Here is a 12,119-nt window from a genome sequence, read left to right as displayed (position 1 = left end):
GACTGGCTCCAGCGGTTACCCGGGCGCCCCTAGCCAGGCGGGCTCCAGTGGACACCCGGGCGCTCCCAGTCAGACGGGCTCCGGCGGGCATCCAGGCGCCCCCAGTCAGACCGGCTCCGGCGGCTACCCGGGCGCTTCCAGTCAGACCGGCTCCGCCGGGTATCCGGGCGCTCCCAGCCAGACCGGCTCCAGTGGGTCGGGCATCCCCGGCCACACCGGCTCCAGCGGGCATCCGGGGCAGGGGCCGCACTCGCGTCCGCAGCCCGGGTACCAGCACGGCGCGGGGCAGCCGTGGGTGCAGGGGCCACGGCCGCAGGTGGCTCCGCAGCGTCAGACGGCTCCGCCTGCGTTGGCGCCGGATGAGCCGTTGCCGACCAGCGTGCTCAACATGACCACGTTGACGCAGTACATCGTCCCGCCCAAGCCCGATGAGCCGGTCGGGACCGGGTCGGACAGCGGGCCGGGGACGGGGAGCGAAGCGTTTCCCGGGACCGGGCGGCGGACGTCGTCGCGGGCGGCGGGGCGGGGGAGCCTCGGGGCCGGGTTGGTCGACGTGCCGGTCGTGCCGGTGAAGGATCCGGCGTCGGCGGTGCTGGAAGACGCCGTCGTCGCGGAGAACAAGCGGTACTGCACCAACTGCGGGGAGAAGGTCGGGCGGGGCGGCGACGGGGAGAAGGGGTCGCCGGAGGGGGTCTGCCCGAAGTGCGGGCAGGCGTTCAACTTCCGGCCGCGGCTGCGCAAGGGCGATCTCGTCGCCGGGCAGTACGAGGTGCTCGGGTGCATCGCCTACGGCGGGCTGGGGTGGATCTACCTGGCCAAGGACCACAACGTCAGCGACCGGTGGGTCGTGCTCAAGGGCATGATCGACACCGGGGACGCGACGTCGATGGCCGCGGCGGTCAACGAGCGGCGGTTCCTGGCCGAGGTCGAGCACCCGAACGTCGTCAAGATCTACAACTTCGTGCAGCACCCGGACCCGTTCACCGACGCCATGAACGGCTACATCGTCATGGAGTACGTCGGCGGGCAGTCGCTGCGCCAGCTCGCGCTCCAGCACCACCGGGACGTGGGCCGGGCCGAGCCGCTGCCGATCGGGCAGGTGATCGCCTACGGGCTGGAGATCCTGCCCGCGATGGGCTACCTGCACAGCGTCGACATGCTCTACTGCGACCTCAAGCCCGACAACGTGATCCAGTCCGGCGAGCAGCTCAAGCTGATCGACCTCGGCGCGGTGCGGCGGGTGGACGACTACGAGAGCCCGCTGTTCTTCACCGCGGGCTACGCCGCCCCCGAGCTGCCCCGCGAGGGCGCGTCGGTCGCCTCCGACATCTACACCGTCGGGCGGACGCTGGCCGTGCTCTCCATCGAGTTCGCCGGCTACACCTCCCGCTACAAGCACACCCTGCCCGGCCCGGACGTCGAGCCGCTGTTCGCCCTGTTCGGCAGCTACTACCGGGTGCTCAAGCGCGCCACGCACGCCGACCCGGCCAAGCGGTTCACCTCGTGCGCGGAGATGGCCGACCAGCTCACCGGCGTGCTGCGCGAGGTCATGGCGCTGGGCACCGGCAAGCCTCGGCCCGGCGTGTCCACCGTGTTCGGGGTCGAGACGCGCAGCTTCGGCGCGGGCCTGACCGCCGAGGGCGAGCCCGCGCTGCCCGTGCCGGACCCGATCGAGGTGGCCACGATCCTGCCGCTGCCGCTGGTCGACACCGCCGACCACGCCGCGGCCGCGCTGGCCAGCATCACCGCGACCGAGCCCGCCGAGCTGGTCGCGGCCCTGTCCGCGGCCCCGCAGGACTCCGTCGAGGTCCGGCTGCGGCTGGTCAAGGCCCGCATCGAGCAGGGCGACCTGCGCGCGGCGTCGGCCGAGCTGGCCTCGGCGCGGCGGCTGGTGACCGACCCGGCCGACTGGCGGCCGGACTGGTTCCACGGGCTGATCGCGCTGGCGGGCCGGGCGCCGCAGGCCGCGCGGGAGGCCTTCGACCGGGTGTACGACGCGGTGCCCGGCGAGCTGGCCCCGAAGCTGGCGCTGGCGGTCAGCGCCGAGCTGGCGGGCGACGTGTTCGCCGCGGCGCGGACCTACGAGCTGGTGTGGCGCACCGACCGGTCCTACGTCAGCGCCGCGTTCGGCCTGGCCCGGGTCTACCTGGCCCAGGGCGCGCGGTCGAGCGCGATCGAGGTGCTGGAGGCGGTGCCGGAGACCTCCAGCCACCACGTCGCCGCGCAGGTCGCCGCCATCAAGATCAAGGCGCGGCGCGGGGACGCCGGGGTGGCCGAGCAGGACCTGCACGACGCCGCCGCCCGCCTGGAGCGGCTGGCGCTGGACGCCGAGCGGCGCACCCGGCTGTCCGCCGAGGTGCTGGAGGCCGCCTACAACTGGGTCCGGGCAGGCCGCCCGGGCGGCGGGCCGCCGGGGCGCAAGGTGCTCGGCTGCGAGCTGTCGGAGCGGGACCTGCGCTTCGGGCTGGAGCGCTGCTACCGCGCGCTGGCCCGGCTGGCCGCGACCGCCGAGCAGCGGCACGCGCTCGTGGACAAGGCGAACGCGATCCGCCCGCGCACCCTGACCTAGAGCGCTGTCCGATTGCCGCCAGCGCTTGGTTCGGCATTCGGCGAAGCTTGAGCCATGACCACTTTGGAAGGAAAGGTCGCGCTCGTCACCGGCGGCAGCCGGGGGATCGGCGCGGCGATCGCGGTCGTCCTCGCCGAGCACGGGGCCGACATCGCGGTGACCTACAAGCAGGACGCATCAGCGGTCGTGGCGGCGGTGGAGACCACCGGGCGGCGGGTCCTGGCGATCCGCGCGGACGCGGCCGACCCGGCCGCCGTCACCCGCGCCGTCGACGAGGCCGCCGCCCACTTCGGACGGTTGGACGTGCTCGTCAACAACGCGGGCGTCGTGGGCGACCTCGACGCGATGTGGGCGGTGAACGTCCGGGCGGCGTGGACGGCGGCGCAGGCGGCGGCCGAGCACCTGCCGCGCGGCGGGCGGATCATCAACATCGGCAGCAACCTGGCCGACCGGGTGCCCATGCCGGGCATCACCGCCTACGCGATGACCAAGTCGGCGCTGACCAGCATGACCCGGGGCCTGGCCCGCGACCTCGCCGACCGCGGGATCACCGTCACCCAGGTCGACCCGGGCTCCACCGACACCGACATGAACCCCGCGGCGGGCCCGAACGCCGCGGGCCAGCTGGCGATGATCCCGCTGGGCCGCTTCGCCGCCCCGCGCGAGATCGCCATGACCGTGGCCCACCTGGCGGGCCCGGGCGGCGACTACATCACCGGCACGGCGATCCTGGTCGACGGCGGGATCAACGCCTGAGCTCCAGGATCGAGATGTCCGGCGGGGCGCCCACCCGCACCGGCGGGCCCCAGAAACCCGCGCCGTTGGTGACGTACAGCCAGGTGTCGTCTACTTTGGACAGCCCGGACACCGACGGCTGGGCCAGGCGCACGATGTGGTGGAACGGGTAGAGCTGCCCACCGTGGGTGTGGCCGGACAGCTGCAGGTCCACCCCCGCCTCCGCCGCCATGCCGACCTGCACCGGCTGGTGGGCCATGAGCACGACCGGCTCGTTCATGGCCCGCCCGGCCAGGGCGGCGGGGAGGTCCGGGGCGTCGGCGAAGGAGCCGCCGGTGACGTCGGTGATCCCGGCGATGTCCAGGCCTGCGCCGCCGCGGGTCAGCCGGGTGCGGGCGTTGTGGAGGTAGTGCAGGCCCAGCCGCTCCAGCTCGACCACCCACTGCTGGTGGCCGGAGTAGTACTCGTGGTTGCCGGTGACGAAGAACGCGCCCTCGCGCGACACCAGGTCCTGCAACGGCTCCGCGGCGCGGCCCAGCTCGGCGACGGTGCCGTCGGCCAGGTCGCCGACCATCGCCACCAGGTCGACCTCCGCCTCATTGATCATCCGCACCAGGCGCTCGGTGTGGCCGCGGCCGAGCAGGGGCCCGAGGTGGATGTCGCTGACCACCGCGATGCGGAAGCCCGCGAAGGCCGGGTCCAGCCGCTGGATCGGCACCGCGACCCGGCGCAGCTGCGGCGCACCCAGCGCCGTGACGACGCCGGTCGCGGTGATCCCGGTGGCCGCGACCCCCGCCACCACCGCGGCCGAGCGGGCCAGGAACAGCCTGCGCCCCTCGTCGGTGGCGGTGATCCGGCGGGCCTTGCGCACCGCGAACCGCGGCAGCTCCAGCACGGCGAGCGCGACCACGAGGTAGAACATCAGCCCGAACCACAGGTAGCCGGGCCAGGCGAACCACCGCGCGACGTCCACCCCGACGCGCCGGGGCAGGGTCACCGCCGCCAGGACGAGCAGCGCCAGCACCACCAGCGCGACCGTCCCCACCCGCCGCCAGCGGGCCGTGCGCGTGGTGTCCGCGACGACCCGCTTCCACAGGTACAGGTGCAGCAGGACGACCACGACCGCGGCGACCACCAGGAACATGCGCCCAGCCTACGGACGGGTCGTGGTCAGGGGTTCAGGTCCACCGAGCGGCCCAGCAGGTTCGGGTCCTCGGCCACCTTCTTCAGGTCCTCGGGCCTGCCGTGGTCGATGAAGTGCTTCAGCTCCACCAGCACGAAAAGCGCCCGGGCGCGCACGGCGATGTCGCCGACGACGCTGTCCATCCGGCCCTCGGCGCTCACGTACACCTTGCGTCCGGCCACGCCATCGATGTGGGCGTCGATGTGGAGCATGGTGCCCACCGGCACCGGGCGCACGAAGTCGGTCTCCAGCCTGCCGGTCACCGCGGGCCTGCGCAGCAGGTGGCCGACCGCGGTGCCCAGCGCCTCGTCGAACGCGCACGCCAGCAGGCCGCCGTGGGCCAGGCCGGGCGCGCCCTGGTGGCGCTCGGTGACCAGGAAGCGCGAGCGGACGGTCAGGTCCGGCCCCGCGGTGGCCCGCAGGTGCAGGCCGTGGTCCACCTCGGACCCGCAGCCGAAGCAGTAGGCGTAGTGCTCGGGCAGCTCGGTGTCGGGCGCGGGCGCGTCCGGGTGGCGCGCGGGCGGCTCGGTCGGGACGGGAGGCCAGCTGTTCACTACCGCAGGGTAAGCACGGCTACGCGGGCGCCAGGGAGCGGGTGCTGGAGGTGATGTGCCGCAGCGAGCGGCCCGCCGTCTCCGGCAGCAGGTAGATCGGGACCACCGCGATGGCCGCCGCGCCCATCAGGTAGAAGGCCGGGACCAGGTCGTTCCCGGTGGTGTCGACCAGCTTGGTGACGATGTAGGGCGCGGTCCCGGCGAACAGCGCGGTCGACAGGTTGTACCCGATGGCGAACGCGCCGTAGCGGACCTCGGTGGGGAACATCGCGGGCAGCACCGACGGGATCGTGGCCAGCAGGAAGGTCAGCAGGATGCCGATGGTGGCCAGGCCGATGGTGAGCAGCACCACGTTCCCCGTGCCCATGAGGGTGAACGCCGGCACCGGCAGCAGGATGAACCCGGCCGCGGCCGCGTAGAGGAACGGCTTGCGCCCCACCCGGTCGGTCAGCGCGCCGATGGGCGTGATGATGGCCATCATCCCGAGGATGACGCCCATGATGACCAGCAGCGGTGTGTGCCCCTCCAGGCCCAGGGCGTTGGTCAGGTAGCTCTCCATGTAGGTCAACATCACGTAGTCGGCGATGTTGAGCAGCACGATGTAGCCGATCAGGTGCAGGATCGCCCGCCACTGCGTGCGCAGCACGTCCTTCAGCGGCGACCGGCTCACCTCGTGGGCGGAGGACAGCTCGCGGAACAGCGGGGTGTCCTCCAGCTTCATCCGCAGGTAGAGCCCGATCAGGCCGAGCGGGCCTGCCAGCAGGAACGGGATGCGCCAGCCCCACTCGCGCATGGCGTCGTCGCCGAGCACGACCGTGCACGTGGTCACCACGCCCGCGCCGAGGAAGAAGCCGGTCAGCGTGCCGAACTCCAGCCAGCTGCCGAGGAACCCGCGCTTGCGGTCGGGGGCGTACTCGGCGATGAACGTCGCCGCCCCGCCGTACTCCCCGCCCGCGGAGAAGCCCTGGAGCAGCCGGGCCAGGATGACCAGGATCGGGGCCAGGACGCCGACGCTGTCGTGCGAGGGGAACAGGCCGATGGCGAAGGTGGACCCCGACATCAGGATGATCGTGGTGGCCAGCACCTTCTGCCGCCCGATCCGGTCGCCGAGCGGGCCGAAGACGAACCCGCCGAAGGGCCGGGCGACGAAGGCGACCGCCAGCACCGCGAAGGTGCCCAGCGTGTTGGCCGTGGGCGAGCCCGCGGCGAAGAACACCGCGCCCAGCACCGCGGGCATGAAGCCGAAGACGCCGAAGTCGTACCACTCGATGCAGTTGCCCATCGCCGACGCCGCGACGGCCTTCTTCACCGCCGTCTGGTCCGGTTCGGGGGTCGTGCCCGGTTCCGCCTTGTCCACCGACCGAACGTAACGCCGGCCGGGGGAACCCGCCGGTTAGGACGCCAGCGCCGACTTGGCCTCCCATTGGGCCCACGGGATCGTCCAGTCGTAGTAGTCGCTGTGGTCGGCGTCGAACTCGCCGAGCTTGACCGAGCTGTTGACGACCTCCACCGGGTCGCCCACGAGCACCGAGTCGAAGTACACCTGGGCGTTGGCTGGCGAGAGGTTGACGCAGCCGTGGGAGACGTTCTCCCGGCCCTGCGAGGGGATCGAGGGCGCGTAGCCGTGGATGAACTCGCCGTTGTTGTGGATGCGCACGGCGAACGGGACCTCGACGTTGGCGTAGTCGAAGGTGGGGTTGTTCATCTTGTAGGTCCGGTGCTTGGACATCACCACGTGGATGCCGCTGCGGGTGACCCGGCGGCGGTCGGACTCCAGGCCGTAGCTGGCCGGGAAGTCGTGCACCATCTTGCCGTCGCGGATCACGACCATCCGGTGGGACTGGGTGTCGGCCTTGACGATCTGGCTGCGCCCGATGGTGAACGACGCGCTGACGTCGGCCTGGCCGTACGCGCCGCCGCCGAGGTCGTGGCCGTACACCGCGGCGGTCACGGTCACCTTGGTGTGCGGCTTCCAGTACTCCTTGGGCCGCCAGTGCGCCGCGGAGTCCGACAGCCAGGCCCAGCCGCCCTCGGTGGGCACCGACGTCTGCACGGTGAGCCGCCGCTCGGCGGCGGCGCGGTCGGTGACCGGCGGGTCGAAGGTGACCTTGATCGGCATGGCGATGCCGTAGGTCTTGTCGTCGCCGACGTTGAGCCGGGCGCGGACGGTGCTCTGCGGGGTGACCGTGGTGAAGGAGCCCGCGACCTCGACCCGCCCGCCGTCCGCGCCGAGGGCGCTGCCCGCCCAGGTGTAGGTCTTGCCGTAGCCCAGCGGCTCGGCGGCGGTCCACGTGCTGCCGTCGGCCGACAGCGCGCCGTCGACCTCCTCCCCGGCCGGGTTGGTCAGGCTGACCTCCGTCAGCTTCCCGCCCGCGACCGACACCGAGACCGGCTCGGCCGGGGCGACGCCGGTCGCCCCGTCGGCGGGGGTCGCGGTGACCACGGCGGGCGCGGGCGCCTGCTCCTCGACCCGGGTCTGCTCCTGCAGGCCCGTCGCCACCGGGTCGCCGCCGCTGGTGCACCCGCCCAGCGCCAGTGCCGCGACGAGACCGACCGCCAGCCGCTTGAATGTGATCATGCTCTCCCCATCGGAACCGCACCCGTACCGCTACCGGTACGACGCCACGACTCCGAGCGGCGTTGGCTCGATCGCCGTGTGATTCGGGTCACTTGGTGTGGACAGCGAAGATCTTCACGTTCTCCGGTGAAGCAATTGGCGGAGAGTGCTGAATGACTTCACTCGCTTGGCCTAGTCGAAAGCCCGCAAGGCAGTAGAGCGCGCCCCGTGCAGCCGATACCCTTTGCCTTGCTGGCCGTGGTTTCTGTGTTCGTGCTTTCCACGCTCGCGGAACAAAACGCGGGCGGGCTGTTTCCGCTGAAGTGGGGCGGGGGCGCCGCCCGAAGGCGGCCCGGGGTTGCACGGTGCAACCCCAAGCTCCTGCGATGGAGGCAGGTTTTATGGCACAGGGCACTGTCAAGTGGTTCAACGCCGAGAAGGGCTACGGATTCATCGCGCAGGACAACGGTGGCGCCGATGTCTTCGTGCACTACTCGGAGATTCAGTCGAAGGGCTTCCGGACGCTGGAGGAGAACCAGCGGGTGGAGTTCGAGGTCGGCCAGGGCACCAAGGGCCCGCAGGCGACCAACGTCATCCCGCTGTAAGGGCCGTCACGACGCGATGAGCCCCCTCGGCCGAGGCCGAGGGGGCTCATCGTCGTCGGTCGCGCAGGCCGTCAGCGCTGCATCTGGTACTGCTCCTGCTGGCGGGCCTCCCAGTCCAGCCGCTGCATGATCCATTCCTGGGCCAGGGCCATCGGGGAGGTGCGGCGGTAGGCGGCCAGCTCGCGCAGCTTCTCGTTGGCGGCCAGGGGCAGCCGCAGCTGGTGCACCTCGGCGGTGCCGAAGCGCCTGCCGGTCGCGGTGGTCTCGGCGTCGGACTCCGGGGCCAGGGCCGCCAGGTACGACTCCAGTTCGTCGTCGGGCAGCAGCTCGTCGGTCTGGTCGCGCACCGGGGTGCGGTGGCGGCCGGTCGACTCGCCGACCGGCTTCAGGTCCGAGCGGCTGCGGCCGAAGGAGGGGAAAGGCACCCGGACACGATAACGGTTCGGTTGCGGCGGCGGGAGACCTGTGAGCGCGGTCACGGCCGCGGACAGGGAGAGGCCCCCGCGCCAGGGGGAGGAACGCGGGGGCCGGAGGGGATCTCCACAGGCGCTGACCGGGGGTGTGTCAGCACGTCGATTGTTGCACGTGCCCGCGCCGTCCGGGAGGGGCCGCGGCGGAAAATTCGAGAGAAATGTTCACCTGACGTTCGGCTTGTCAGCAAGGCTTTGGTGCGCTACCGCTCACCTCGGCCGCCCCCGCCGCGGGTGCGCGCGTCCCCCGGCCGGGGCGCGCCCGGACGGGTTCGCGGGTGTGGCGCAGGCCACACGGCGGCCACGAGTGAGCCGTCGGTGACCCAGTGGTCCACCCCCCGACCGGGCTAGCCGCCGAACGGGTGACGCGGTTGCCGGTTGCCCGGTATCGGCTCCCGCGGACAACTGGGAACCGGGTTACAGACGGCTACCCAGCGGGGAGCCCGGTTCACTCCCCAGGGGGCTGTGACCTGGGCGAGATCTCTCATAACCTCACGCCAAACAAAATGCCGGGGAGGCGGGATGAGCGGGTCTTTGGAAGTACGTTCGTTTTTGCTACGCCAGGACAGCCTGGCTGGGACCGGGAATTTCTCCACCGGGGTGCCAGCGCCGCGTTCCGGCGAGGGCTCGCGGGTGACGGAGGAGCAGGTCCGCCGGGCTCGACTGGCCGTGGCCTGCGGCGCGCAGGATACCGAAGACTGCCGCGAGCTGCTGGAAATGCTGGGGCTCATCGACGGGGAAGACGGCGTTCCGCCCGTTCGCCGATAGCGGAATCGAGCGGCGGACGACAATTTCGATCATGCGGCGTCTGGGGGCTCCGGCGGAAATTCGCCGGAGCCGGCCGCGGCAATTCGGTGAGCCCGCCGCCCGCGCCGCCGGGCTCACCCGTCTGACGCACCGCCGCCGCGCGGGCTGTCGCCGGTGCGGGCCGCTGCCGCCCCCGCAGCGGCTCCGAGGGCGGTTTCCGCAGGTAGAAGCGTTTAGGGGGGACCGGTTTTGGCCCTGGGCGGGCCGTGTCCTAAGCTATGCGTGCTCCCAGCGAACACCGGACGAGCATAGGTCGGCTCCCATCGTCTAGCGGCCTAGGACTCCGCCCTTTCAAGGCGGCAGCGCGGGTTCGAATCCCGTTGGGAGCACGGAAGTACAGCAAGGCCCTGTGGCGCAGTTGGTTAGCGCGTCGCCCTGTCACGGCGAAGGTCGCGGGTTCGAGTCCCGTCAGGGTCGCAAGTTTCGGTGTTGTGGCCGGAGCTAGGCCAGGTAGCTCAGTTGGTACGAGCGACCGCCTGAAAAGCGGTAGGTCGGCGGTTCGACCCCGCCCCTGGCCACCCCCCTCGGACGACCTGGGTCCCACCATCGCGTGGGCCGGGTCGTCCGTTGCGTTTCCGGGGAGCTGCCCCGGCCCCGGGGGTGCCCCCGTTGGTTTGTTTCGGCACCAGCGCTCATTTTGTGAGGCAGATCACAGTCGTCCGCGGCGGCGGGTTTCGGAGCATTTTCCCGCGCGCGGGTGACGTAGCGCATGGGTCCGGGTGGCGGCCCCCAGGCAGTGCGACCGGCACTGCCGTTCGGGTGGGGCTTGCGGCCCTGGTGGCGCAGAGTGATGGGTGGGAATGTCCTCTCCGGACTGTCGACTGTGGCGGCAATGGCTACGCTGAGCAGTCGGTTTGGTGGCCGGGGTGACAATTCGATGAATAGCGAAGCTACTCAGGGTGTAACAACGCGCGCACTGTTCGCTGAGCCCCCCGTTCGAGTACTGAGATTCCTGACGCTGCGTGTAACGGCCCCGGCAGGGGGAGCGAATCAGGTAGCGCGACCGGCGCTCGGACGACCACTGCCGAGGACTGGTCCGCCAAGAGATTTGCCTGGTGCGGGTTCGTCACGGAGCCGCCTGCGCCAGTGCGCCCACACCGGCCCAACCGGGGGATAAACAATGCGTGACCAAGTCGGGTTCCCGCGCCGAAGACCAGTCACCTGGCCCGCCCCGCCGCACGCCCGGCGGACGCGCTCCGGTCTTCCCGCGGGCGAACCCTCGTTCCCGCCCGTCGCGGGCTGGGAGCCGCGGTTCCGGGCAGGGGTGCTGCTCGGCGACCTGGTGGCCCTGCTGACCGGCGTGCTCGTCGCCGGTGGCGCGGTCACCGCCTACGCCCGGCCTGGGGAGCCGCTGGTGCACCCGGTGACCTTCGTCACCTTCTTCGTCCTGCTCGCCGCGTTCGCGGTGAACCGGGTCTGGAACTCCGCCGTGCTCGGCCACGGCGTCGAGGAGTTCCGCCGGGTCGGCCGGGCGTTCGTCGCCGCGGCCGTCGTGCTCGCGCTGGGCGGGCTGCTGTTCGACGTCGACCGCATGCGCCCGTGGGTCTTCGTCGTGGTGCCCGTGACCGCCGTGCTCGTCTTCCCCCTGCGCTACGCGCTGCGCCAGCTCCTGCACCGCAGGCGCCGGGAAGGCCGCTGCCTGCTCCCGGTGATGGCCGCGGGCAGCACCGAGACCCTCCGCGACCTGATCACCCGCACCCGCAACACCCCCTACCTCGGCTGGCGCGTCGACGCGGTCTGCACCACCGACGGCCGCGGCGACGGCGACAGCGAGCTGGAGGGCGTCTCGGTGGTCGGGCGGCTGGCCGAGCTGGCCACCCACGCCCGCCGCGGCGGCTACCGCATCGTCGCCGTGACCCCGGACCAGTACTGGACCCCCAAGCGGCTGCAGCAGCTCGCCTGGAACCTGGAGGGCAGCGGCGCGGAGATGGTCGTCGCCCCCGTGCTGATGGAGGTGGCGGGCCCGCGCCTGCACGTCGACGCCGTGCTCGGCATGCCGCTGCTGCGGGTGTCCGCGCCGTCGTTCACCGGCGTGCGGCGGGTCGTCAAGGACGTCTTCGACAAGGTCGGCTCGTTCGTCCTGCTGACCCTGCTCGCCCCGGTGATGCTGGCCGTCGCGCTGGCGATCAAGCTCGACAGCCGCGGCCCGGTGTTCTACCGGCAGCGCCGGGTGGGCAAGGACGGCCGCGAGTTCACCATCGTCAAGTTCCGCACGATGGTGGTCGACGCCGACAAGCTGCTCGCCGACCTCGCCGAGCAGAACGAGGGCCACGGCCTGCTGTTCAAGATGCGCCGCGATCCGCGCATCACCCGGGTCGGCGCGGTGCTGCGCCGCTACTCCATCGACGAGCTGCCGCAGCTGTTCAACGTGCTGGCCGGTCCGATGTCCCTGGTGGGCCCGCGGCCGCCGCTGCCGGAGGAGACCGCCCGCTACGCCCCGGACGTGCGCCGCAGGCTGCTGGTCAAGCCGGGCCTGACCGGCCTGTGGCAGGTCAGCGGCCGCAGCGACCTGCCCTGGGAGGAGGCGGTCCGGCTCGACCTGCGCTACGTCGAGGACTGGTCGCTGGCGCTGGACGCGGTGATCCTCTGGAAGACCATCCGGGCCGTGTTCTCCGGCCAAGGCGCTTACTGACCGCACT

The 12,119-nt window shown here is 71.9% G+C and carries 10 protein-coding genes and 3 tRNA genes; 8 read left to right on the top strand and 5 right to left on the bottom strand.

The window, feature by feature from the left end:
• The first annotated feature begins 388 nt into the window (after nucleotides 1–388).
• Nucleotides 389–2,569 carry a tetratricopeptide repeat protein gene (locus ACWEPX_RS07615; protein WP_451896280.1) on the top strand — a complete coding sequence of 727 codons (2,181 nt, stop codon included), beginning with the start codon at nucleotides 389–391 and terminating at the stop codon, nucleotides 2,567–2,569.
• A 54-nt stretch (nucleotides 2,570–2,623) separates the two neighbouring features.
• A complete protein-coding gene (locus ACWEPX_RS07610; protein ID WP_451896279.1) occupies nucleotides 2,624–3,325 on the top strand; it encodes an SDR family NAD(P)-dependent oxidoreductase in 702 nt (233 codons plus the stop codon).
• Here ACWEPX_RS07610 and ACWEPX_RS07605 read toward each other — a convergent pair.
• The 4 genes from ACWEPX_RS07605 to ACWEPX_RS07590 form a co-directional block, all read right to left on the bottom strand.
• On the bottom strand, nucleotides 3,315–4,448 hold the full coding sequence (locus ACWEPX_RS07605; protein ID WP_451896278.1) for a metallophosphoesterase: 1,134 nt from the start codon (nucleotides 4,446–4,448) through the stop codon (nucleotides 3,315–3,317). The genes ACWEPX_RS07610 and ACWEPX_RS07605 overlap by 11 nt on opposite strands.
• Nucleotides 4,449–4,474: 26 nt before the next feature.
• Nucleotides 4,475–5,041 (bottom strand): PaaI family thioesterase, encoded by a 567-nt coding sequence (locus ACWEPX_RS07600; RefSeq protein WP_451896277.1) that lies wholly within the window; start codon nucleotides 5,039–5,041, stop codon nucleotides 4,475–4,477.
• 19 nt (nucleotides 5,042–5,060) lie between these two features.
• Nucleotides 5,061–6,323: an MFS transporter gene (locus tag ACWEPX_RS07595; RefSeq protein WP_451896532.1), complete on the bottom strand. Its 1,263-nt coding sequence runs from the start codon at nucleotides 6,321–6,323 to the stop codon at nucleotides 5,061–5,063.
• A 111-nt stretch (nucleotides 6,324–6,434) separates the two neighbouring features.
• Nucleotides 6,435–7,619: a L,D-transpeptidase gene (locus ACWEPX_RS07590; protein WP_451896276.1), complete on the bottom strand. Its 1,185-nt coding sequence runs from the start codon at nucleotides 7,617–7,619 to the stop codon at nucleotides 6,435–6,437.
• 380 nt (nucleotides 7,620–7,999) lie between these two features.
• Between ACWEPX_RS07590 and ACWEPX_RS07585 the strand changes: the two genes are divergently transcribed.
• Nucleotides 8,000–8,203 (top strand): cold-shock protein, encoded by a 204-nt coding sequence (locus ACWEPX_RS07585; RefSeq protein WP_189209291.1) that lies wholly within the window; start codon nucleotides 8,000–8,002, stop codon nucleotides 8,201–8,203.
• A 71-nt stretch (nucleotides 8,204–8,274) separates the two neighbouring features.
• Here the strand turns inward: ACWEPX_RS07585 and ACWEPX_RS07580 are convergent, their stop codons facing one another.
• On the bottom strand, nucleotides 8,275–8,628 hold the full coding sequence (locus ACWEPX_RS07580; protein ID WP_451896275.1) for a hypothetical protein: 354 nt from the start codon (nucleotides 8,626–8,628) through the stop codon (nucleotides 8,275–8,277).
• Between the two features lie 567 nt (nucleotides 8,629–9,195).
• Between ACWEPX_RS07580 and ACWEPX_RS07575 the strand changes: the two genes are divergently transcribed.
• The 5 genes from ACWEPX_RS07575 (at nucleotide 9,196) to ACWEPX_RS07555 (ending at nucleotide 12,112) form a co-directional block, all read left to right on the top strand.
• A complete protein-coding gene (locus ACWEPX_RS07575) occupies nucleotides 9,196–9,441 on the top strand; it encodes a hypothetical protein (protein ID WP_451896274.1) in 246 nt (81 codons plus the stop codon).
• A gap of 295 nt (nucleotides 9,442–9,736) precedes the next feature.
• Nucleotides 9,737–9,809, top strand: a tRNA-Glu gene (locus tag ACWEPX_RS07570).
• Nucleotides 9,810–9,823: 14 nt separating this feature from the next.
• A tRNA-Asp gene (locus ACWEPX_RS07565) sits at nucleotides 9,824–9,897 on the top strand.
• 27 nt (nucleotides 9,898–9,924) lie between these two features.
• Nucleotides 9,925–9,998, top strand: a tRNA-Phe gene (locus ACWEPX_RS07560).
• 602 nt (nucleotides 9,999–10,600) lie between these two features.
• On the top strand, nucleotides 10,601–12,112 hold the full coding sequence (locus ACWEPX_RS07555) for a sugar transferase (RefSeq protein ID WP_451896273.1): 1,512 nt from the start codon (nucleotides 10,601–10,603) through the stop codon (nucleotides 12,110–12,112).
• The last annotated feature ends 7 nt before the right edge of the window (nucleotides 12,113–12,119 follow it).

Source organism: Actinokineospora sp. NPDC004072, from assembly GCF_053604195.1.
This window is presented reverse-complemented; position numbering and strand designations above follow the sequence as displayed.